Source organism: Spirosoma pollinicola, assembly GCF_002831565.1.
Classification (GTDB): Bacteria; Bacteroidota; Bacteroidia; order Cytophagales; family Spirosomataceae; genus Spirosoma; species Spirosoma pollinicola.
Map to the genome: position 1 here is coordinate 258,130 of NZ_CP025096.1, position 22,135 is coordinate 280,264.

Annotated in this window: 18 protein-coding genes; 11 read left to right on the forward strand and 7 right to left on the reverse strand. The window is 50.8% G+C overall.

What is annotated here, in order from left to right; genetic code table 11:
* The first annotated feature begins 18 nt into the window (after positions 1 to 18).
* Both CWM47_RS01090 and CWM47_RS01095 read left to right on the forward strand, forming a co-directional pair.
* Positions 19 to 900, forward strand: a complete 882-nt coding sequence (locus CWM47_RS01090) for an N-acetylmuramoyl-L-alanine amidase-like domain-containing protein (RefSeq protein ID WP_100985960.1) — start codon at positions 19 to 21, stop codon at positions 898 to 900.
* Between the two features lie 71 nt (positions 901 to 971).
* Complete coding sequence (locus CWM47_RS01095; RefSeq protein ID WP_100985961.1) at positions 972 to 1,952, forward strand: hypothetical protein; 981 nt, start codon at positions 972 to 974, stop codon at positions 1,950 to 1,952.
* 70 nt (positions 1,953 to 2,022) lie between these two features.
* On the opposite strand, the gene CWM47_RS01100 is transcribed toward CWM47_RS01095, so the two are convergent.
* Together CWM47_RS01100 and CWM47_RS01105 are read right to left on the reverse strand one after the other, a co-directional pair.
* Entirely contained in the window at positions 2,023 to 3,618 is a 1,596-nt protein-coding gene (locus CWM47_RS01100; protein WP_100985962.1) for a S53 family peptidase, read from the reverse strand.
* Between the two features lie 123 nt (positions 3,619 to 3,741).
* Entirely contained in the window at positions 3,742 to 4,155 is a 414-nt protein-coding gene (locus CWM47_RS01105; RefSeq protein WP_100985963.1) for an EamA family transporter, read from the reverse strand.
* A gap of 222 nt (positions 4,156 to 4,377) precedes the next feature.
* On the opposite strand from CWM47_RS01105, the gene CWM47_RS01110 reads away from it, so the two are divergent.
* On the forward strand, positions 4,378 to 6,867 hold the full coding sequence (locus CWM47_RS01110; protein WP_100985964.1) for a TonB-dependent receptor domain-containing protein: 2,490 nt from the start codon (positions 4,378 to 4,380) through the stop codon (positions 6,865 to 6,867).
* Positions 6,868 to 7,003: 136 nt separating this feature from the next.
* Here the strand turns inward: CWM47_RS01110 and CWM47_RS01115 are convergent, their stop codons facing one another.
* Positions 7,004 to 7,216 (reverse strand): hypothetical protein, encoded by a 213-nt coding sequence (locus CWM47_RS01115; RefSeq protein WP_100985965.1) that lies wholly within the window; start codon positions 7,214 to 7,216, stop codon positions 7,004 to 7,006.
* Positions 7,217 to 7,369: 153 nt separating this feature from the next.
* On the opposite strand from CWM47_RS01115, the gene CWM47_RS01120 reads away from it, so the two are divergent.
* The 6 genes from CWM47_RS01120 (at position 7,370) to mnmE (ending at position 13,650) form a co-directional block, all read left to right on the forward strand.
* On the forward strand, positions 7,370 to 8,944 hold the full coding sequence (locus tag CWM47_RS01120; protein WP_100985966.1) for a serine hydrolase domain-containing protein: 1,575 nt from the start codon (positions 7,370 to 7,372) through the stop codon (positions 8,942 to 8,944).
* Between the two features lie 32 nt (positions 8,945 to 8,976).
* On the forward strand, positions 8,977 to 9,495 hold the full coding sequence (locus CWM47_RS01125) for a GNAT family N-acetyltransferase (RefSeq protein ID WP_100985967.1): 519 nt from the start codon (positions 8,977 to 8,979) through the stop codon (positions 9,493 to 9,495).
* 169 nt (positions 9,496 to 9,664) lie between these two features.
* On the forward strand, positions 9,665 to 10,045 hold the full coding sequence (locus CWM47_RS01130; protein ID WP_046575488.1) for a response regulator: 381 nt from the start codon (positions 9,665 to 9,667) through the stop codon (positions 10,043 to 10,045).
* A 93-nt stretch (positions 10,046 to 10,138) separates the two neighbouring features.
* Positions 10,139 to 10,900 carry an MBL fold metallo-hydrolase gene (locus CWM47_RS01135; RefSeq protein WP_100985968.1) on the forward strand — a complete coding sequence of 254 codons (762 nt, stop codon included), beginning with the start codon at positions 10,139 to 10,141 and terminating at the stop codon, positions 10,898 to 10,900.
* Positions 10,901 to 11,019: 119 nt separating this feature from the next.
* A complete protein-coding gene (locus CWM47_RS01140; protein WP_100985969.1) occupies positions 11,020 to 12,114 on the forward strand; it encodes an oxygenase MpaB family protein in 1,095 nt (364 codons plus the stop codon).
* A 159-nt stretch (positions 12,115 to 12,273) separates the two neighbouring features.
* Positions 12,274 to 13,650, forward strand: a complete 1,377-nt coding sequence (gene mnmE / locus CWM47_RS01145; RefSeq protein ID WP_206170591.1) for a tRNA uridine-5-carboxymethylaminomethyl(34) synthesis GTPase MnmE — start codon at positions 12,274 to 12,276, stop codon at positions 13,648 to 13,650.
* Between the two features lie 105 nt (positions 13,651 to 13,755).
* On the opposite strand, the gene CWM47_RS01150 is transcribed toward mnmE, so the two are convergent.
* Positions 13,756 to 14,799 carry a glycosyltransferase family 4 protein gene (locus CWM47_RS01150; protein ID WP_170069396.1) on the reverse strand — a complete coding sequence of 348 codons (1,044 nt, stop codon included), beginning with the start codon at positions 14,797 to 14,799 and terminating at the stop codon, positions 13,756 to 13,758.
* A 272-nt stretch (positions 14,800 to 15,071) separates the two neighbouring features.
* Between CWM47_RS01150 and CWM47_RS01155 the strand changes: the two genes are divergently transcribed.
* Together CWM47_RS01155 and CWM47_RS01160 are read left to right on the forward strand one after the other, a co-directional pair.
* Positions 15,072 to 16,127, forward strand: coding sequence for a glycosyltransferase family 4 protein (locus CWM47_RS01155; protein WP_100985972.1), 1,056 nt, complete (start codon positions 15,072 to 15,074; stop codon positions 16,125 to 16,127).
* Positions 16,128 to 16,203: 76 nt separating this feature from the next.
* Entirely contained in the window at positions 16,204 to 18,042 is a 1,839-nt protein-coding gene (locus tag CWM47_RS01160) for an ABC transporter ATP-binding protein (protein ID WP_100985973.1), read from the forward strand.
* 2 nt (positions 18,043 to 18,044) lie between these two features.
* Here CWM47_RS01160 and CWM47_RS01165 read toward each other — a convergent pair whose 3' ends face one another.
* The 3 genes from CWM47_RS01165 to CWM47_RS01175 form a co-directional block, all read right to left on the reverse strand.
* Positions 18,045 to 19,280 carry a glycosyltransferase family 4 protein gene (locus CWM47_RS01165; protein WP_100985974.1) on the reverse strand — a complete coding sequence of 412 codons (1,236 nt, stop codon included), beginning with the start codon at positions 19,278 to 19,280 and terminating at the stop codon, positions 18,045 to 18,047.
* 315 nt (positions 19,281 to 19,595) lie between these two features.
* Complete coding sequence (locus CWM47_RS01170; protein ID WP_157815871.1) at positions 19,596 to 19,739, reverse strand: hypothetical protein; 144 nt, start codon at positions 19,737 to 19,739, stop codon at positions 19,596 to 19,598.
* A gap of 254 nt (positions 19,740 to 19,993) precedes the next feature.
* Entirely contained in the window at positions 19,994 to 22,099 is a 2,106-nt protein-coding gene (locus tag CWM47_RS01175; RefSeq protein WP_100985976.1) for an outer membrane protein assembly factor BamB family protein, read from the reverse strand.
* Positions 22,100 to 22,135 lie beyond the last annotated feature (36 nt).

The following is a 22,135-nucleotide window of genomic DNA, read 5'->3' on the forward strand; positions in this document are numbered from 1 at the left end:
CAAAACGCTATCCCACGAATGAAAAAACTGTTTACTGCCTTTTTCCTGCTGTTGGTATGCTCCCTTGTACGGGCACAGGATGGTACATCCAGCGATATACGTTCGCTAACGCTGCTGAGTGGAAAAACACCCGCCGAGACAGCCATTAATATCGGCAAACAGTTTTTGGGCAAACCCTACATTCCACACACCCTCGACATAAACCCCACGGAGCAATTGGTGGTCAATCTGCGTGAGTTCGACTGCACCACCTACCTGGAAAGCGTATTGGCCCTGACCCTCGCCTGGCAGGAGGTGGCTACCCGGCCAAATCCGGTACTTGCCGAACAATCATTCCGAAACTACCTGACCCGGCTTCGTTACCGAAACGGACGTATTGATGGCTATGCCAGTCGTTTGCACTACTTCTCGGACTGGCTTCGCGATAATGAACGGAAAGGCTTGATTGCCGATGTAAGCAACGAGCTGCCGGGTAACCTGACGGTTGCGAAGCCGGTATCGTATATGACGACAGCCACCTACAAATACCCTCACCTAAGCAACCCCGATACGTTTAAACAGCTTGCCCAAACCGAAGCCTCGCTGAGCCAGCAAACATTTGCCTTTATTCCAACCAAAAACATACGGCAGGCCGAAGCGCAATTACACGAAGGCGACATTGTTATGTTGCTTGCCGCCAGACCCGGTCTGGATATGAAACATGTGGGGCTGGCCATCCGGCAGCCCAATGGCCGGATGCATCTTCTGCACGCATCATCCGATCATGGGATGGTCGTTATATCGCCCTACCCCATCAGTGAATACCTGATTCAGCACAAACGTCTTTCCGGTATTCGGGTAGCGCGACTGCGTCCGGCACAGGGTGGCGTAGCCAGTATGACTGCCGGGGAAGGCAAGTGACCCCGGTTGCTAAAGAAGAGTCCAAAGAAATCAATACTCTTTAAGGCCATCAAGTACATTATCAACTACTAATGAGATTCACTCATTTATGGGCTCTTGTGCTAATTGCACTACTCAGCAACTGCAATCAGGCCAGTCAGAATAACCCTATAACCGGTTTATCAGGCACATCAAAAACGGGATCAAAAACCGATGCCGCTTTCAGAGTTAAGTACTCACCTACTCAAGTCAAGGCAGATACAACCCTTTTTACGCAGCCCCAATGGCTTGGGAAGCTAACCGATGAGTCGACAGTTGAAGCCTCAGGAATAGCCCTGAGCCAAACGAATTCGGGTTGCTTATGGACGGAGGAGGACTCAGGGAACCCAAATCAAATTCAGCTTTTAAATCAGGATGGCACCGTTGTCGCCCGTTTCGTACTTGATGGTTTAACCAACAACGATTGGGAAGACATTGCCGTCGGGCCTGGACCCGTGCCCGGCCAAAGCTATGTTTACCTGGCGGAGATCGGTGACAATCAATTTCAGTATCCTCAAAAAATCATTTATCGGTTTCCGGAACCAGACGTCAGCAGGCAAACCTTGCCTGTAGAGAGGCATATTTCAGCCATCGACGTTATTCGGCTCCAATTACCCGAAGGCCCACAAAATGCGGAAGCAATACTGGTTGATCCCATCACAAAAGACCTGTTTATTCTATCGAAAGATGACGTCACAACGGTGTACCGGGCCGGATTCCCGCAATTGACAACGAAGGTTTCGCTAATGACTCCGGTACTGGTTTTACCTTTTGAAAAAGTTACGTCGGCGGCAGTATCGGTTGATGGCAGCGAGATATTGATCCGAACCTACGAACGGCTTTATTATTATATCCGTAGCCGTGGCGAGTCCATCACAGATGCCCTCAAACGCGAGCCGAAGATGCTGCCCATGGCCTATGAACCCCAGGGCGAAGCTGTTGGCTGGGCAGTTGACGGTTCGGGTTATTACACGACGTCAGAAAAAACATTCTCAACAACGCAGGTTCTTTATTTCTATCAGCGAAAGAACTAACAGCCGCCCGGTCTCCGCACGTATGAGTGGAGGCCGGGCGCCTGTTAGTTTACCCGTACATGAGTGTCGATCAGGCTATCGTTTGTTCGCCTAACACGCCAGCTAATTTCGTCCCATCGGCAACGCCGAGTCCGGTGCAGGCATCCCAACCCGCTGTGGCCGAATAGCCTTTATTCCCCGTCGTTGTGCTGTTATTCCCCTGTATTATATCCCGAAACGCTTTCGGGTTGGCGTAGATGATGGGGTGAATAAAGCCAACCGCTTTGCCGCGTTTCTGATTAATCAGCGCAAGCAACCCAGCCATTAGGGGTGCCACGGCACTGGTTCCCCCAATAATAAGATTACTGCCATCGACCCGAACGGCGTAGCCCGTGGCCGGATCAGCTACGGCAGCCACATCGGGAACGCCCCGACCAATTCGCGTTTTGTCATTCACCGACGGTGGGACGTGGCTATTCTGTTGGTAATCGGGCAGGTCGAATGTATCGCTGATACCGCCCCCGGTGGCACTGGTTTTACTTTCGTGCCAGACAACCTCCGTCGAAATTACGTTTCCCGAGACTGTCAATTTAGTACCACCGCAAGCCAGTACATAGGGACTCGAAGCGGGAAAATCAACATGGGCTTTTCCATCTCCTACGCTATCGTCAGAACCCGTATCGCCCGCAGCGGCACAAACCGTAACACCCAAAGCGGCTGCCGCCTGGAATGCCTCGTTGAAGGATGTAAGGGCTTGCGGTGTCCAGTTCGTTTCGGCAGCGCCCCAGCTGATAGAAATTACGGATGGTTTATTTTTTGTATCGTGAATGGCCGTAGTAATGGCATCCAGAAAACCCTGATCTGTATTCGGAGCAAAGTATACAACAATACGGGCACCGGGAGCAACGCCACCCGCCACCTCAATGTCAAGCATCACTTCGCCATCGGCCCCGTCGGCGGTACCAGGAGTGTTATGGCCACCATCCACAGAAACCGCCACAACAGAGGGTGCCTTTAGCCCCAGGCTGGTGAAATAAGCCGTTATATCGGCTTTGCGAAAGCCCCCTCCTAACTCAATAATGCCAATACACTGCCCTTTGCCCGTTACGCCGGTTGGGTAATTATAAAGCCGGGCCAGTTGAGGGGGCGTAAATGAAACACTGGTCGCCAGAGGAGCAACTTTCGTCTTACTATCAGGCTGATACACCTGAAAGTGAGGCTGAGCCTGCGGACGATCATCCAGCCCAAATACGCCTTCTATGCTGCCGACTAACTCAACCGGCACATGGATAGCACCGGCACGACCCCGAAATTCAGTTCCGTCGGCCATGCGGTAATTGGCCAGCGAAACACCAAATGCCCGTTCCAGTTGTGCAACGGTGCCGCGCAACAACACACTACGACGGGCAGCGCTTTGCTCCACCAGACTCAGGTCATAAGCCGTGGCAAAGGCTTCAACCTGTTTCAGAACGGCAGGTTCCGCACCATACTGGCTGGCATAGGCACTACGGCTGATGACTTTATTCACAACCGACCTTGTGCTAACCATAGGCGTCAGCGATTTCTTCCGGTTAACGCGAACGGTAACGGTCAATACCTGATTCGGGGCGAGGGTGTCCAGTGGCGTGGCATCCGGGGCCGTTTTTTCGCTACCCGGTAGCGGAACGAGTTGATCAAAAGCGCTCATAGTAGGTTGAATTAGCGGAAAAAGTAAGTCATTGAACCAGTACTTTAGTAACGATTCGTACCTTCATTTGTCAGATTAATTTTTCATTAATCTGCCGATTCAACCTGCACAGCCTATACCCTCTTACAGAATCAATACAAGTGTTCCTCCTATAATCAGGATGGCTCCGAGAGCGACTTTCCACGTAAGCACTTCGCCCAGAAAAAGAACGGAAAACAGAATGGCAATAGCCACGCTGAGTTTATCGACCGGGGCCACCTGCGATACCTTGCCAAGTTGCAGAGCTTTGAAGTAAAAAATCCATGACAAACCTGTAGCCACTCCCGATAAAATCAGGAAAATCCAGTTCTGCCTTGTCAGCGTTGGGAGCGATTCGATGCCACCCCGCGCGAATACGATGCCCCAGGCAACAAACAGAATAACAACCGTGCGAATGGCCGTTGCCAGATCGGTATTGACGCCTTTAATACCAATTTTTGCCAGTATGGCTGTCAGGGCCGCAAACAATGCAGACAGTAAGGCATAAATCCACCACATAATCGTTTCGTCAAAATTGCTTCAGAATCCGGGAATAGCTTTGCAAGCTAAAACCAAACACCCTGAATCAGGAGGTTGGTTGGGATAAATCATTACTCACTCCCCAATAAAAGCCTTTAAACGATCAAAAAAGGGCACTCGGCATACTCCATTTTTGAAAAGGCTTAGTAGCAGGCACCTTTGCTATAGTCAATACAACCGTCAACTTTAACTGATTGCTCAATGCGGCATTATTTTACCGGATTTCTTTTTTTACTGTCAACAGGTTTTGCCCTGGCGCAAACACCAGGGACCCCACCCGCCACAACTTCTTCGACTGGACTTACGGAGGATTCTCAGACAAAAGGGAACGCCAAAATTATAGGTTACGTAGTCGATTCGACCCTGACCAGGGCAGTTGAATTTGCCAATATCGCCTTATACAACAGCTTGACCAATAAGCTACTTGATGGAACGGTTGCCGATGAGAAAGGTAAGTTCAGCCTGCCCCGCATTGCGCCCGGTCAATATAGGCTCCTTATCTCGTTTCTGGGATTTACCTCAAAAACTATTGAGAATGTAGTCATTGTAAAAGGGCAGACAAAGGACATGGGCGCTATTCGGCTCAGCGCCAGTACCCGAACATTAGGCGAAGTGACCGTGACGGGTCAGAAAGCCCTGCTCGAAGAAAAAGTAGACCGGCTGGTGTACAATGCCGACCTCGACCTGGCGGCCAAAGGGGGCGACGCGACTGATATTCTTAAAAAAGTGCCGATGCTGTCTGTCGATCTGGCGGGCAACGTGTCCCTTCAGGGAAACAATAATGTACGGGTGCTGATCAATAATAAGCCGTCGTCTATTCTGGCGGGTAATCTGGCCGACGCCCTCAAGCAAATCCCCGCCGATCTGATCAAAACGGTCGAAGTTATTACCTCGCCATCAGCCAAATACGATGCCGAAGGCACAGGAGGTATCATTAACATCATTACCAAGAAAAACACTTTGCAGGGACTGCACCTCGATGTGGACGGTGGCGTTGGCAACCGAACGTCCACGCTGGGGCTGAATGGCAGCTTCCGGCAGGGTAAGCTGGGCGTAAATCTCAATGGCAACGGCCGGGCCATTTATAATAAAGCCTCAACAGAGCTTGACCAGAGTACATTTATTAATGGAACAACCGTTCGCACCAGTCAACAGGCCGATGCCTTTGATCATGGCATGTTTGGGCAGTATGCATTGGGCTTTGATTACGATCTGGCTAAAAACCAGTCGCTCACGGCGGGGGCTCGGTTTGGCATTCGGAATTTCAACCGTGACCAGCACCAGACAACGACGTTGTTTACGGACGAAATAACCGGTTCGCCCTCAAAACGGGATGTGTTCAGTAAAGACCTGTCAAATTCCATTGACCTGACTGTCGATTATCTGCACACCTACAAACCCCAGCAGGAATGGAGTATTTCGACTCAATACAGCCAGAACAACCTGACTAATAATTTCGACGCTAATTTGCTCGACCTGGCAGGTAGCCTGACCAGCCGCCAGCGAAACCTCAACTTTAATACGAACAAAGAATTTACCTTTCAAACCGATTACCAGATGCCCTTGACCAAAGCATCGTCGCTGGAGTTTGGCGGAAAGGCCATTGCAAGACAGGTGAGCAGCCAATATCAATACCAGTTGGCTGGCGTTACGCCCGATTTCGTGACCGATGACAAACGCCCGGCGGGGTCGCTCAATTACGACCAGACCATCGGCGCGGCTTATTTATCGTACACGCTCACAACCCTGAACAAAATTACTATCAAGGCGGGGGCGCGGTATGAGTACACCGATATTCGGGCAACAGTGGGCGACAATAAGGCCATTGCTATTCCCTCCTATGGCAAGCTGGTTCCGAGTGTGAATCTCTCGAAAAAAATAAGCGAAAAATCAACTCTCAAGCTGGCCTATAATCGACGTATACAACGCCCCGGCATTCAACAGCTTAACCCCAATTTCAACACGGCCAACCCGCAAAATATCACCGTTGGCAATCCGTTGCTCAAACCCGAAACGACAGACAAAGTCGAGCTGGGCTACAGCACATACATCAAAAAAACATACCTCAACTTCACGTTGTACACCCGACTGAACACCGACGATATTCAGCAAATGAGTCAGCGATCCGATACGCTGGCGGGTGCGGTGATCACCTCGTTTCAGAACATCGGCAAGGAATATAACTACGGGAGTAATCTCTTTGCCACGATCAATATTACCCCCAAATGGAGTGTTAACGGCAATATTGACTTCATGTACCGGTACATAAGCGGGTATGCGCCCGACTTATCGGGTCAGTCGGTACTTGTTACGAACACAGGCCTCAGCATCGGCGGGCGTCTTGACACACAGGCACAGTTGGGTCATGGCTGGGCTATTCAGGGCAATTTCGGGACGCGTGGCCGACGCATTCAGTTGCAGGGCTACAGCAGTGGTTTTATTCAATATTCGCTGGGGCTTCGCAAAGAGTTTGTCAACAAACGAGGCAGCGTCGGATTGGCCGCCGAAAATTTCCTGACGAACGGTATGGTCTTTAACACCGTGCTGAATTCGGTGGCGTTTAACCAGATGTACCGGCAAAACATTTATAATTCAAGTGTCCGGCTCACGTTCAGCTATAAAATTGGCAAACTAAGCGTAGCACCACCCAAGAAAAGCCGGTCGGTTCGCAATGATGATGTAATCGAGTAAGAGCAGTGGTAAGGCCTCAATACAGGTTTATTCTATAGGCTATGTGACCAATAGAATGTCCGTTTGGTCTAAACCAATGTAATTACCAACCTATGATAAAAGCCCGACAAGCATTCTGCAAGTCGGGCTTTTTGGTTTACTCTGTTTTCGTTTCGTCTTCTAACCGTTGCTTAATTCGTTTAAGCATCTCTCTACTAGCGCCATCCCCGGCCCGAATCCCGACAATAGCCAGGTCTATGGTGTTTTTCAAATCGAATGTCGAGTCCCAGGCTGAAATCTGGAAGTAGCCTTTTGGCGGCAATTTTCGCCCCTTAAAAAAGGCAATCAATTTTTCATCGTCACTGTTCATCAGGCAAAAATACGACCCAGGCGACCTTCCCTCCGCCCGAAAAATGTTTATTTGATTAAGTGGTATCCGTAGTTATCAGTAGTAAAGGGTTGATTTAGCAGTTATTCACTATGTTAGCACTCTCGAAACATAACTACACGCTTCACTGCTGACATGAAATTTCTTTATCCTGCTTTCCTTCTCTTTACTTCGGCTGCACTGGCCCAGCAAACGGCTCCGGGTCGTGTAGCAACGCACATCGCAACCTACCAACCGCCTGTTTTTAGCGATGCCAACCGCCTGAAAACACTGGAAGCTGCCTTTCCAATCGTCGAAAAACTGTACAAAGACTTTTCCGAAAAACGGCATATCCCCGGCCTGACCTTCGGTATTGTAGTTGATGGACAACTGGTTTATTCGGGTGGAACGGGCTATACCGATGTGGCGAAAAAGACAGCGGCTACCCCAAAGTCGCTGTTTCGCATTGCGTCGATGACCAAAAGCTTAACAGCGATGGCCATTCTCAAACTGCGGGACGAAGGCAAACTGCGGCTCGATGACCCCGCCGAAAGCTACATTCCAGAACTTAAATCGCATAAATACCTTACCGCCGATGCACCCCGTATTACGGTCCGTAACCTGATGGCCCACTCGGCAGGCTTCCCGGAAGACAACCCCTGGGGCGACCGCCAACTAGCCGACTCCGACGCAGATTTGCTCAAACTTATCAACAGCGGTATCTCGAATGCCAACGTACCAAGTTTTGCCTACGAATACAGCAATCTGGGCTTTGCCATGCTTGGCCACATCATCACCGTTGTTACGGGCAAACCTTACCAGCAATACATTACCGACACTATTTTGAAGCCGCTGGGCATGAACGATACGCAATGGGAATACAGCCGCGTTCCGGCCGACAAACTGGCACTGGGGTATCGCTGGCATGACGACGGGTCAGGAACAGCCAAATGGCTCGATGAGCCGCTCCTGCACGACGGTTCTTATGGAGCAATGGGTGGGTTGATCACATCTATCGAGGATTTTAGTAAGTATGTGGCCTTGCATCAGGCCGCCTGGCCAGCTCGAAATGACGCTGACAATGGGCCTGTTAAGCGGAGTTCGGTACGCGAAATGCAGCAACCCTGGACGTTTTCGGGGTTGTCGGTACAAGCCAGAAACGCGGCAGGGCAACTATGTCCCGTTACGAGCGGCTATGGCTACGGACTAAGCTGGAATAGAAACTGTGTCGGACAGGTTTGGGTTGGCCACAGCGGTGGACTGCCCGGCTTTGGCAGTCAATGGCGCATTTTGCCCGATTACGGTATTGGTATTATTTCGTACGGCAACTTAACTTATGCCGGGATGGGCTCAGTGAACTCGGCGGTGATGGACACGCTGATGGCCATCGGCCACTTACAGCCCCGCCAACTGCCCGTTTCCAACATTCTGGCCCAACGAAAAGCCGAAATCGTCAAGTTGATCCCCGACTGGACAAACGCTGAGCAAAGCGGCATTTTTGCGGAGAATTTCTTTCCCGACAAATCGGTAGCTATCCGCAAAAAAACCGTGCAGGACTTATACGCCAAAGTGGGTGACATAAAGCGCGTTGGCGAGTTAATCCCCGAAAATCAGCTACGCGGCCACTTTTTGCTCGAAGGTGACAAAGGAGCTATTGATGTATTTTTCACGCTAACTCCCGAAAACCCCGCACTGATCCAGCAGTTAGATTTTCGGGAGGTAAGTAAATAAGGACACGACCTCACCGGCCAACTACTAATTTTATGGCAGAATTTTTACTACCTACCGCCACCGAACAAGACATTTCAGCCCTGGACCATCTGGTGAATAGTGCCTACAGGGGCGACAGTTCCCGTAAGGGTTGGACGACCGAAGCCGATCTACTCGACGGCATTCGCACCAGTGAAGAATCATTGCGAACGATGATACAAAACCCAAACGCTTCGATCCTGAAGTACGAGGAAGCGGGCCAGTTACTGGGTTGCGTGTATCTGGAAATGAAAGGTAATGACCTCTATCTGGGCATGTTGACCGTTTCGCCCGAAGCACAGGCCAAGGGCATTGGCAAGCAATTGCTGTTGGCTGCCGAACACATTGCCCAAAGCCGAAAATGCCATGCCATTACGATGACGGTCATCACGGTTCGGCATGAATTAATTGCCTGGTATGAACGGCGCGGCTACAAAAAAACCGGCAAAATAGAACCCTTCCCCAATGATCCACGCTTCGGTATCCAGAAGCGGCTACTTGAGTTTATGGTTCTGAAAAAGGAAATTATTTAGGCCTGAATAGTACATCTAGCCTGTTTTTTATTGATTTATCAAGAGCAAATCGCGTCGTTTTCGCTAAAATAACCACTTGTTTAAGTGCCGAATCCAAACCCTTTTTGCGTTTGCCGATTTAACTCTATAATTTCACCACAGTAAAACGAAACACGATACGTCAAGCCTTATGTCAGCTTCCAAACGAGTCCTGATTGCCGAAGATAGCTCCGTTATCCAGAATCTGGCCCGCAAAATTCTTGAGTTTCAGAACTACGACATCACTGCCGTTAAAAACGGAGAGCAGGTGTTACAAATTCTCGAAAAAGAAGATTTTAGTATCCTTCTATTAGACATCAACATGCCCTTGATGGACGGTATGGAGTGCGTTAGGCGAGTGAGAGCCCTACCCGAAAAAGAAAAAGCCAGTGTTCCTATCGTAGCCATTACCGGCAACGCCAAAAACTACACCGAAGAAGAATTCAAAACCGCCGGCTTCAACGATGTGCTGGTGAAACCCCTTAACTTCGACCGCCTGGTAGAAGTCGTTAATCAACTGACGGATAAATAAAGTATGTAGGAGCGAGGAGTGAGAAGATAGGAGTTGCTGACGCATTTATGCTGCCGATGACTCCTCACTCCTCGCTCCTCACTCCTCACTCTCATGTTCATCACACTACTAGGTACGGGCACATCGTCGGGGGTGCCGCTTATTGGCTGCAGCTGTGAGGTATGCCGTTCAGTCGACTTTCGGGACAAACGACTCCGCACCTCCGTTCATATCGCCGTAAATGGCCGTAGTTTTGTCATTGACACTGGGCCCGATTTTCGCCAGCAGGTCCTTCGCCTGAACCTGCAACAGCTTGATGCTGTACTGTTTACACACGAGCACAAAGACCACACCGCAGGTTTAGACGAGATCAGAGCCTATAATTTCCGGTCGGGACAGGATATACCCGTTTATGGTCGACCAACGGTTCTGGCGCAGTTACAGCGCGAATTCGCTTACGTCTTTGCCGAAAATAAATATCCCGGCACGCCCCACGTTGAGCTTCATAACATCATTAATGAGCCTTTTGAGGTATTGGGTGTTCCGGTCATCCCAATTGAGGTAATGCACCATAAACTACCCGTTTATGGCTATCGGGTTGGGGACTTCACCTACCTCACCGACCTCAATTACATTTCGGACGAAGAACTGGAAAAGGTGTATGGAACAAAAGTCCTCGTCCTCGATGCGCTCCAGTTGAAGCCTCACATCTCGCATTTTACCCTCGATCAGGCCGTTGCCCTCGCCAAACGCGTTGGTGCCGACCGAACGTATTTCGTGCATATCAGTCATAAACTAGGCATGCATCGAGAAGTCGAAAAAGAACTCCCGCATGGTATTCGCCTTGGGTATGACGGCCTGCAGATCAAATTATAGTCATGGCTAAGCTCTGGCTTGGCCCTTGTCATTTCTACGACTAAGCCAGAGTTTGGCCCTGACAGCATCAAACCAATTCCCTTCACGCATCGTTAGCCTTTAAGAATTACCTCCCTACGATGCAGACCCTAATTAAACCCTCCCGCTCCTTTACCGACCCACTTTTAGATCGTTATCGCCAGCAGGGCGATCCGGTGGCCGATGCGGTTATTGCTACTATTGTGGAAACAGAAACGGCAACCGGTTTACGAAATCTGATGCGCTGGCTGGGCGATACCAACGATTTTTCGACCACGAACCAACATCCGGCCGTACAGGACTTTTTTGAAAAATACGCGGCTCTACCCACTTGGGCAGAGCCTGTCCGGATGAAGCGGGGCATGGTTTTTTTCAAGAAACATGCGCAGCAGATCGGCCTCACACTCGGCTTCTTTTCTTTGCCTTACTCCTACCTCGGTGCGCATGGAGCGCAGGTTCTGTGGCTAACCGAACGCATAAAAAACGACACCGCCCGCCGATTGCAGGAAACCGGCGAATGGGTATTTGCCGTCAATAATGCGAAAGAGTGGCGTTTTGATTCACTTCAACCAACCAAAAACGAAGGAAACGCCCTGACACGAACGGTAAAAATTCGCCTGATCCACGCCGGAGCCCGTTGGTTTTCTTTACATTCCGGTCGATGGAATATGGCTTGGGGATACCCTGTCAATCAGGAAGATATGGCCGGCACCAGTCTGTCATTCTCCTACGTTGTTCTTCAGGGATTACGAAAAGCGAAAGTAACCATGACGGAGCAGGAAGAGGAAGATTATCTGCATCACATTAACGTAGTTGGTTATCTGAATGGTGTTGCCGAAGAACTCATCCCCATAAATCTGCGTGAAGCCTATAACCTCGGCACGGCCATTGCCAGACGGCAGTTCGCTCCATCCGAAGCGGGAGTGGGTTTAACTCGTTCTCTATTAAATGCTATAGCCGCCGTTGCTTCATCCAGCCAGCTTTCACCCAACAACCCTGGGCAAACAGCCGGTTCTTCGAAATCCAAAGTAATTGGCCCCGAAACCATTCGGAACCTCGCAGCCGGTGAAATGCGTTTCTTCATGGGCGATCAATATGCCGACTGGCTCGGCATTCCCAACGTCCCTATCGAAAAACGGGTGGCAGGTCTGCTGAATCGCCTGCCTATTTTTCAACAGCAGTTATTAACTCTGTAAGCAGGATTCCCTTAGTAGAGGATATAAATTACACATTAGTCAGGGTTGGGTGGGTAGTTGGTTGGGGCAAACGCCATATCTTAAAGATATGGCGTTTGCCCCAACCAACTACCCACCCAACCACCCAACCCTGACGCAAGCCAACTTATAACTACGAACTTGTATCAATTAGAACCCATTGCTGCGCTGGCCACTGCACCCGGTATTGGCGCTATCGCCGTTGTGCGTGTGTCGGGCGAAGGTGCCATTGAGGTAACGAATCGCCTGTTTCGGGGAAAAGACCTGACACATCAAGCCAGTCATACCGCCCATTTCGGCACCCTCCGCAACGACGACGGGAGCATTATCGACGAAGTGTTGGTAACCGTTTTTCAGTCGCCAAAGTCCTTTACGAAAGAAGACGTTACAGAAATTTCGTGTCATGGTTCGGAGTTCATCATCCAGCAAATTTTGCGTCGGCTCATGCAGGAAGGCGTTCGATTGGCCCAGCCGGGTGAGTTTACACAACGGGCGTTCCTGAACGGTCAGTTCGATCTGGTTCAGGCCGAGGCCGTTGCCGATCTGATTGCTTCCGACTCCGACGCCAGCCACCGGGCGGCTCTGAATCAATTACGCGGAGGATTTTCCAGACAACTCAAGGCCCTTCGGCAGCAACTCATTGATTTTGTAGCCCTTGTAGAATTGGAACTTGATTTCGGCGAGGAAGACGTTGAATTTGCCCACCGCGATAAACTTCGGCAGCTCATGCTCGACATTCGGCGCGTGCTCCACCCGTTGATCGACTCATTTTCCACTGGCAACGCCATAAAAAATGGGGTGCCAACGGTAATTGTGGGAAAGCCCAACGCGGGCAAATCGACGCTGCTCAACGCGTTGCTGAATGAAGAAAAAGCCATCGTTTCTGATATTCCCGGCACCACCCGCGATGTTATTGAAGATGAACTTTTCATTGACGGTATTCGCTTTCGGCTCATCGACACCGCCGGACTGCGCCAGGCCACCGACCAAATTGAGGCCATTGGTATCGAACGCACTCAGCAGAAAATGCGCGATGCCGCCCTGGTGGTGTATCTGTTCGATGCTAAAAACGTCGAATCCGGCGAATTGCAAACGGCGGTCGATGAGGTTCGGGCATCCGGTAAACCCTATCTGCTCGTCGGCAATAAACTTGATGCAATCACCGATGCCACCCGCGAGTTATTGGAAACGATGTTGGGCGAACCGGTTGTCTGGATCTCGGCAGCTAAACAAACGCATTTGGAAGAACTCAAATCGGCCTTATCGGCCCGTGTCCGCACCGATGCCGCCGTACAAACAGGCAGCGCGGTAGTTACCAACGCCCGCCATTACAATCACCTCACCGGAACCGACAATGCGCTGGCCCGTGCTGTTACCGGACTGGACTCCGGCGTCACCCCCGACTGGCTGGCGATGGATTTACGCGTGGCATTACAACATCTGGGCGAGTTGACGGGAGAGATAACAACAGATGATTTGCTGGAGTCGATTTTCAGTAAGTTCTGTATCGGAAAGTAACCGCACTTAATACCTTATGCCACAGATTACATGTGACAGCTTTCAAACCTGTCAGGTGAATAAATCCCCGCGCTGTCTGGCGTTTACGCCCCCGGTATGTTTTTTTCAACTCATTAATGACTGATAAAGGGTTAGATACTGTCTGGCGCTTTCTTCCCAGCTAAAGCGCGAGGTATTTTGGACAATAGCTTCGGCCCTTGAGGTGCTTTTGTAGATTTTCATTCCCTCTTCAAACACGCCCTGCACTACCTCAGCCTCATAACTCGGAAAGTAGAAAGCCGCATCGCCCCCCACCTCGGGCAACGACGTAGCCATTGACAAAAAAACCGGCTTACCGAACTGCATGGCTTCAAGGACAGGCAACCCAAAGCCTTCTGCCAGCGAGGGATGCAGGAACGCTTTGCAATGCTTTAAATACCAGGCTTTGTCTGCTTCAGAGACGGCCCCCAACAGATGCAGTCGCTGGTCAACGCCCATGCGCTGGGCAATCTGCCGCATCTGGTCGACGTAAACCGGATCGTCATGATGCCCTACCAGTAGCAGTTCCAGGTCAGGTTGCGATTGAAGTAAAGGCAGCAGGACGTGAAAATTTTTTTTTCGATTCTGATAGCCAATACCGAGCAAAAACTCGCGGTCAGGTTTGTAGGAAACAGGTTGCTTTTCTACCTGAGCGGGCACTTTATTAAGACCATTGTAAATGACGTGTACTGGTGTATTACCGACGTCGCAATGAGTTAACACGTCGCTTTTTGTAAAGTTGGAAATACAGACAATGGCATCACTCCGATCAATTAGGGATTGAGTGTGGGCCAGACTTTTTTGCTGTAAAGCCTCCGATTTTCCTTCGTGCAGGACGTTCAAATCATGAATGGTCAACACGACCTTAATGTTGGGATAGCGCTTTTTGCTGGGCAAAATCCGCCCGGACTGAAATGGCGCATGCCATACCCGGCAGTCCTTCAAAAACGGCCGAAACAGCTTGTGCCATCGTTCTTCAGGCAAGTGATGTGGCTCAGCATCGAGTTTCAGGGTTCGCCGTGGGGGCAAATATAGTTGCATGAGCGGCTGTTTTTCTGCCCTGAGTAACGGATTGATATGGTTGCCAAGTTGCTGACAATACTGGTATAACCCAGAATGTGAATACTTCATCAGGTGACAATCCAATATGATTCGAGACATAGATTAGAATTATACGTTTGCTGAAGGCATACCCTCATTTTTTAACAGTTTATACAACATTATCGGGCATAAGACGGTATTTATTACAGGACATATTACTCCGGCAACTTCCAACCCTTCCATCAGCTTAAGGCTCTGCATTAATAAACGAAGTGTCGAGCGCCTGAATCGTACAGGCATGCGATTATTTTTCGCCACGACACTTCCTGTTCAGCTAATCAACGTAGAAAAGCAATTTCTTTATGCATCAAATCATTTTTGACTGCGAGCGAATGAAATACGTCAACACGGGTTTGTACTATTTTTGTCTCAATCTGGGTAGGGCCCTTCAACAGAATACAAGTCGGGAAGCGCTATCGGTATACATGCCGAGCCACATGCCATCCACGTTTGGCCCCTCAGTTCCTGTCTTGCCACAGCACTCATTGCAGAAATTCTTTATGCCATCAGTTAGCCAGTATCAATTGTGGCACTGTACGTATCAGAGTTCAAACTACCTGCCCCATCGGAACAAGAAGATAAAGGTACTGCTGACGATTCACGACCTTAATTTCCTGTACGAAGATAAGCCCGACCGGAAAAAAATCCGGTACCTCCGGCATTTACAGAAGAACATCGACCGTAGTGATGCCATTGTCTGTATATCTGAATTTACCCGCAAGGATGTGTTGACCCACTGCGACGTCGGCAACCGGGCCGTGCACGTGATTTATAACGGCACCAACGGTTTACCTAAACCTGTGCTGGAAGAAAAATCATACCAACCCGCCGTTCCCTTCCTGTTCAACATAGGTGCCATTACCCGCCCAAAAAATCAACATCGGATTTTACCACTTTTACAGAGCAATCCCAGCATGGAACTGGTACTGGCCGGTCGACACCAGGACAAAGCATACGCGGATTATATCCGGCAGCAGGCATCAGAATTGAACGTAGCCAGCCGAATGCACCTGGTTAATGAAGTGACTGAAGGCGAAAAGTCGTGGTACTATCATAACTGTCAGGCTCTGGTTATGCCGTCGCTGGCCGAAGGGTTTGGCTTGCCCATCACCGAAGCTATGTCGGTTGGGAAGCCCGTATTTTTGTCGAAACACACGGCCATGACAGAGATCGGCAAAGACCTCGCCTTTTATTTTCAGGATTTCGACAACATGCACGACGATTTCCAGTCCGGGATGCAGCATTACCAAAAGTCCGGTAGCTATATCCGGGAAGCAATGAAAGCCCACAGCGCTACGTTCAGTTGGGATAGTGCTGCCCGGGAATATCTGAACATTTACCGATCTTTGCTCAAGTAAACCACCCACATTAACCCAGTTAAATCATCTGATCCGAAGGCGGATTGATGACATTAATACACCTTACGACCAACGAATGAAGGTATATAGACGGCTCATGGCGTATGCCAGGCCTTATGGAAAATTCATCTTCCCTTTCTTTTTCTTTACGATCATCAGTGTGTTTTTCAACATTTTTCAGTTTGCGTTGATTATTCCACTGCTCAACTTTCTGTTTGATCCAATCAACACTGCCGACGCGGCCAGGTATGCGTCGATGCCGGAATTTCAGCTAACAGGGACTTACTTCAAGACTATTTTTTACCATTTCATTTATCAGTTCAAAACAACAAATCCGATCTATGCGCTTTATTTCCTGGCGGGAATGATCGTGGTGGCCGTGATCATGACCAATTTATTCCGGTTTCTGGCACAGCGGTGCTTATTGGGAGCCAGAACACTGCTGGTCAAACGATTACGAGAGGCTTTGTTTGCCAAAATCAACCATCTGCACCTGGGTTACTTCACCAAGGAACACAAGGGGGATCTGCTTTCCCGGCTCAACGGCGACGTGTACGCTATTGAAAGCGTGGCGGCCAGTTCGATCGAGGTTGTCTTTAAAGAGCCCTACATGCTGATCGGTTATTTTGTGGCGCTCTTCCTGATATCGGCCAAACTGATGCTCTTCACGCTCGTCATCATCCCTATTTCGGCCGTAGGCATTGCGGCTGTCACCAAGCGGCTTAAGAAGGAAGCCAAGGATGTACAGTCGTCAATGGGGCGGATGCTTACACTCATGGACGAAACGCTGATGGGTATGCGGATCATTCGCTCGTTTAATGCGACTCCGTTTGTGTTGCAGCGGTTCAGCGTCGAAAACGACTTTTACCGTAAAGCCAGTCTGGAAGGTTTCAAACGACGGGAAATGGCTCCTGCTTTTTCCGAAGCATCAGGCGTCTTCATTGTTGCCTGTATCCTGGTGTACGGAGGTAGTCTGGTGCTCAACAGCGAAAGCAATTTACAGGCCAGTTCATTTATCGCGTTCATTGCTATTTTCTCCCAGGTGATTCGGCCCGCCAAGGCTATGGTAGTGGCCATCACCACTATTCAACAGGGACAGGCCGCTGGCGAGCGCGTTATCGAACTGCTGGACAAACCGGTCGAGATTGAAGACAAACCAAACGCCATACCCTTGGAACGGTTTCAGCGAGATGTTGTCTTCGAGAACGTCAGTTTCCGCTACGGCGACAAACCTGTGCTGAAAAACATTAATTTCCAGATGAAAAAAGGGCGAAAAATAGCGCTGGTTGGCCCTTCGGGCGTTGGCAAATCGACCATTGCCGATCTGATTCCCCGTTTTTACGAACCCACCCACGGCCGCGTCCTCATCGACGGCGTCGACGTGAGCGACTACACGATGGAGTCGTTACGGAAACAGATGAGTTTTGTGACGCAGGAAATCATTCTTTTCAACGACAGCATCTTCAATAACATCGCCCTCGGCCAGCCGGACGCCCGACTGGAAGACGTTATGGCTGCGGCTAAGGTCGCCAACGCCCACGCGTTTATTATGGACACCGAACAGGGGTATAACACGAACATTGGCGATCGGGGTATCCGTTTGAGTGGCGGGCAGCGCCAGCGATTGAGTATTGCCAGGGCGGTGTTCAAAAAACCATCCATTCTCATCCTGGATGAAGCAACCTCTGCACTGGATGTCGATTCCGAGAAATCGGTTCAGGAAGCACTGAACAATTTAATGGAAGGCCGGACGACACTGGTTATCGCACACCGTCTGAGTACCATCAAAGAAGCCGACGAGATTCTGATTATGGAAGGTGGGGAGATTGTGGAGCGCGGTAGCCACTATGATCTGCTCAACCGTACTGGCAGCATCTATAAACGACTAAACAGTATGCACGAGAATCTTCAGTAGATCTATGGCTGCGTCGCTACATAGTCCACGGCTTTGTTAAATTTGGCAAGTACAGTGTCCCAGGTATAGTACCGCTGAACGTAGGCGCGGCCGTTATTGGCCATTTCGGTCGAATCCTGGTTTAGTATCTGATCGACTGCCGTTTCAAACTCTTCGTAGAGCCGATACAGCAGTCCCGCCTGACTCCCGACGATATGGTCGCGTAGAACGGCGCATTCAGCGGTGGCAATAACGGGGATGCCCACGGCAAAACTTTCCAGCGTCACCATCGACAGGCTTTCGTAGGGCGACGGCATGATCAGCGCTTTCGCGTGCTGCAACAGACTCGCTTTTACAGGTTCGTCCACAAATCCAACCGGCAGCACATCAGGGTGCTCCGGAATTGGCATCATCGCCTGTCCGACCAGTACCAGTTTTAACGGCGATGGATGTTCGGCTTTATATCGTGTGAAAAATTCGAACATCTTGTCGCAGCCCTTGGCCGGATCAATTCGGCCAATATATAACAGATAATCGGCATCGGTACCCAGTAGTTCACTTACCGTTTGTTCGGCTAACCTGGTGGCCGGTTCGATGCCTACGCCGACGACGTCATTTGGAATGGAATCATTTCTGAACAGCTTGTGCACAAAGCTCTGTTCGGCCGGAGTAAGAAATAAAATGGTCCGGGGCTTCTGGAACAGCTTGCGGAACAAGGGCAGATAGATCGGAGTTTCGTCGTGCGCCGTGGGAATAAAGATCGACTTGTGGGGCGCTATGGCCAAACCGGCAATGGTAGGGTAATACAGGTACGTAATGAAGATCAGCGCGTCGTATTGTTGATGGTTTCGTTTCAGGTAGGTAATCAGGTCGGGCGTATAAGGCCCCTGGTAGGTTGCCCACAAGCGGCTATACCGCCTGATGTGCTTACCCACCAATGCCCGCGCCCACATCTTGAGTCGGTTGAGTCCCTGGCTCTGCTCGGGCCGGGACCATTTATTAAGTTTATGCTCAGCGCGGGACGTTTGTTTGAGCAATCGTTCGTGCTTCGTGGCAAACCGATGAACCCTTACTCCGTTGATGGTTACGGTTTCGGCCGGATACCAGTTGGCCCAGGTAACGTATTCCAGAGCGCAGCTGGTCAGCACGTCCACTTCGTAGGTATTTGCCAGCCGCTCGGCCATCAGTCGACAGTAGTATTCGGCCCCTCCATTGACGTCAACACCGTACCGCTGCACAACAAACGCTATTTTCTTCATGTAACAAAATAAAGGGATACTGCCCGATTTTTGGCGGATTCCCGGCTTATTTCACCGGGATACCTCAACTGCGTGTATGATAAACCTGGTTTATTTTTTGAAATATAGCTACGGATGTGCGTTAGCAGCTAGTAGAATCGTACCATATCACCTATCCACCTGCCTTGTTTAAACGTGTTAGTTTAACGATCCTGTTCAACCTGGACAACCGGTTGAACCGTAAAAAGAAAAAGGGCCCAACAATATAGGTAGGCCCTGGAAGGCGAGTATTACTGTAAGGTCTGGTATGCTCCTGCGCACCCAACCGACCGCTTGCTAACTCGGCTTTTGCTCTGTTGTAACGGTCTTGGTCGTTTTCTCTTCCCCATCCGGGGTATCATTCGTTTGGGTTACCGTCGTTTTGGTTTCTTCGGTATGTGAATCCTGATCGATCTCCTTGGTTTGTTCTGTATCTGGCATACTTAGTTCGTTTAAGTTGAGCCTATAGAACCCTAAGAGAGACTGTTTGTTCTGGAGAATACTGCCCAGCTCCATTGCGCCCACGGATGTAAAGACAGTGGATGAGTCGCTGTAGATGGTAAGCTTAGCCCCTTCTCCCCATCTAATCACGGTTCGAACACCGGTAAATTTTCAGAGCATGACAACTTCTTTGCGTCGCCAAATTTGGGTAGCATAGATACCTTTAAGCGATCACTGAACGACCAGCTGGCTGTTTACGGTAATGCAAACGCTACGTACCGATCCCCCGACTTCGTTTTGAGTTTACCGCCCCCGCAGGCAATCACCACGTATTGCTTGCCATCAACGGCGTAGGTACTCGGCGAAGCATACCCGGCAGCAGGCAGTTTGGCCCGCCAGAGTTCACGGCCCGTTTTTCGGTCGAAAGCCCGAATCAGTTCGTCACGAGAGGAGGCAATGAAGAGCAACCCGCCCGCCGTGACAGCCGGGGCACCATAGTTGTCGGTGCCCGTTGGGGGTATGCCCTTCGCCACTAGTTCAGGGTACTCGCCCAGCGGGACTTGCCAACGGTGTTCGCCCGTATTCATATCAATTGCCGTCAGCGTGCCCCAGGGCGGGCGGCTCACGGGGTACCCGGCCCGGTCGTACCAGCGGGTAAACCCGGTATGGTGATAGGGGGCGGTGTTAAGCCCCCCCTTACTGGCGACAGACGTTGTTTTGCCGAACAAAAAATCCACGATGGCCTTCCGCTCGGCTTCCTTCAGGTTGGTGAAGGCAGGCATCATGCCCTGGCCTTTTGCCAGAACCTGGGCCACCGACGTCTCGTTGCGTTTTTGAGAGATGCTGACCAGAGCCGGGTAGCTCCCGTCATGACTGCCTTCGCGATTTTGGCCGTGGCAGTTGGCACAATGGGTTTGGTAGAGTTGGCTACCCGTGCGCTCAACGGTCCTGACTGACAACGAACCGGCGGGGGTCGGAACCAGCGCCATGGTGACCGGAATTTGCTTCGAGGGAACGTACATGATGCCGGCTTCGTCCACCGCTGCTCCACCCCACTGTGCGCCCCCGTCGGTGCCGGGAAAAAACACGGTTCGGTTGGGGCTCAGGGGAAGGGGAAAAAATTGTTTTCCTGATTGCCAGCGCCGGAGCTGAGCCAGTACAGTGTCGCGGTCGGTGACAAAGTCGTTTATATCGCTTTCCGGAAACGATTGCCGGGTAAAGGGCGCAGGTTTGAGGGGAATCGGCTGGGTGGGCCAGGCTTTTTCTCCCGGAACAGTGGAAGCGGGCATGGGTCGTTCCTCAATCGGAAACAGCGGCTTACCCGTAACCCGGTCAAAGGCAAAGAGGAATCCTTGTTTGGATAACACCGAAACGGCATCCACCTTTTTACCATCATGAACAACGGTAAATAAATTAGGGGGAGCCGGAATATCGCGGTCCCAGATGTCGTGGTGGATCGTCTGGAAATGCCAGCGTCGCTTTCCTGTGGCCGCGTCTAGGGCTATAAGGCTGTTGGCAAATAGATTCTGGCCGGGCCGGGTACTGCCGTATAAATCGAATGCCGCAGTCCCCGTGGGGACATAAACGATGCCGCGCTGCCGGTCGATGGCCATGCCCATCCAGTTATTGGCTCCCCCGAAATTGCGGTGACCATCTTTGGGCCAGGTGTTAGCCCCATACTCGCCGGAGTGTGGAATGGTGTGGAAGGTCCAGACGAGCCGCCCCGTGTGCAGGTCATAGGCGCGCACGTCGCCGGGCAGGGCCGGTGCAACTTCCGACACCCGGTGACCCATGATGAGCAGATTTTTATACACTACGCCCGGCGTGTTGCTCACCACGTACTCATCGGCTCCGGGTCGGGCCAGGCCTTCTTTTAAATTGATTTTCCCACCTTTACCAAAACTGGTCACCGGTTTCCCCGTTCGGGCGTCGAGGGCGTAGAGCAGCGAGCCATAGGCGAAGTAAATCCGGGCTTGCCGCCCATCCGTCCAGTAGGTAACACCCCGGCTATTCATGGCGAAGGTATCGTCGGTGAAGGCCGTTTTCCAAAGTTCCCTGCCCGTAGCCGCGTCGAGCGCAAAGGCCTGCGACCCTGCCGAAACCCCGTACAGCACACCGTCGATGATGAGCGGGTTGCACTGAATCTGGGTATTGTTTTTGAGCGTGTCGACTCCACCCGAAGCATATTCCCAGGCGACCTGTAAGCCCGCCACGTTGCCGGCATTTAGCTGCGTGAGGGGCGAGAAATGATTACGATCGGGCCCGCCATTGTATTCGGGCCAGTCGGTGGTGGCGGGTTTTTCGGTCAGGCTGAGCAGACCAACGGTCAGGAGTAAGGCTGGGTAGGTGAACCGTTTCATGAGCAGGTTTAGAGGAAAGTACAAATGAACACAAAA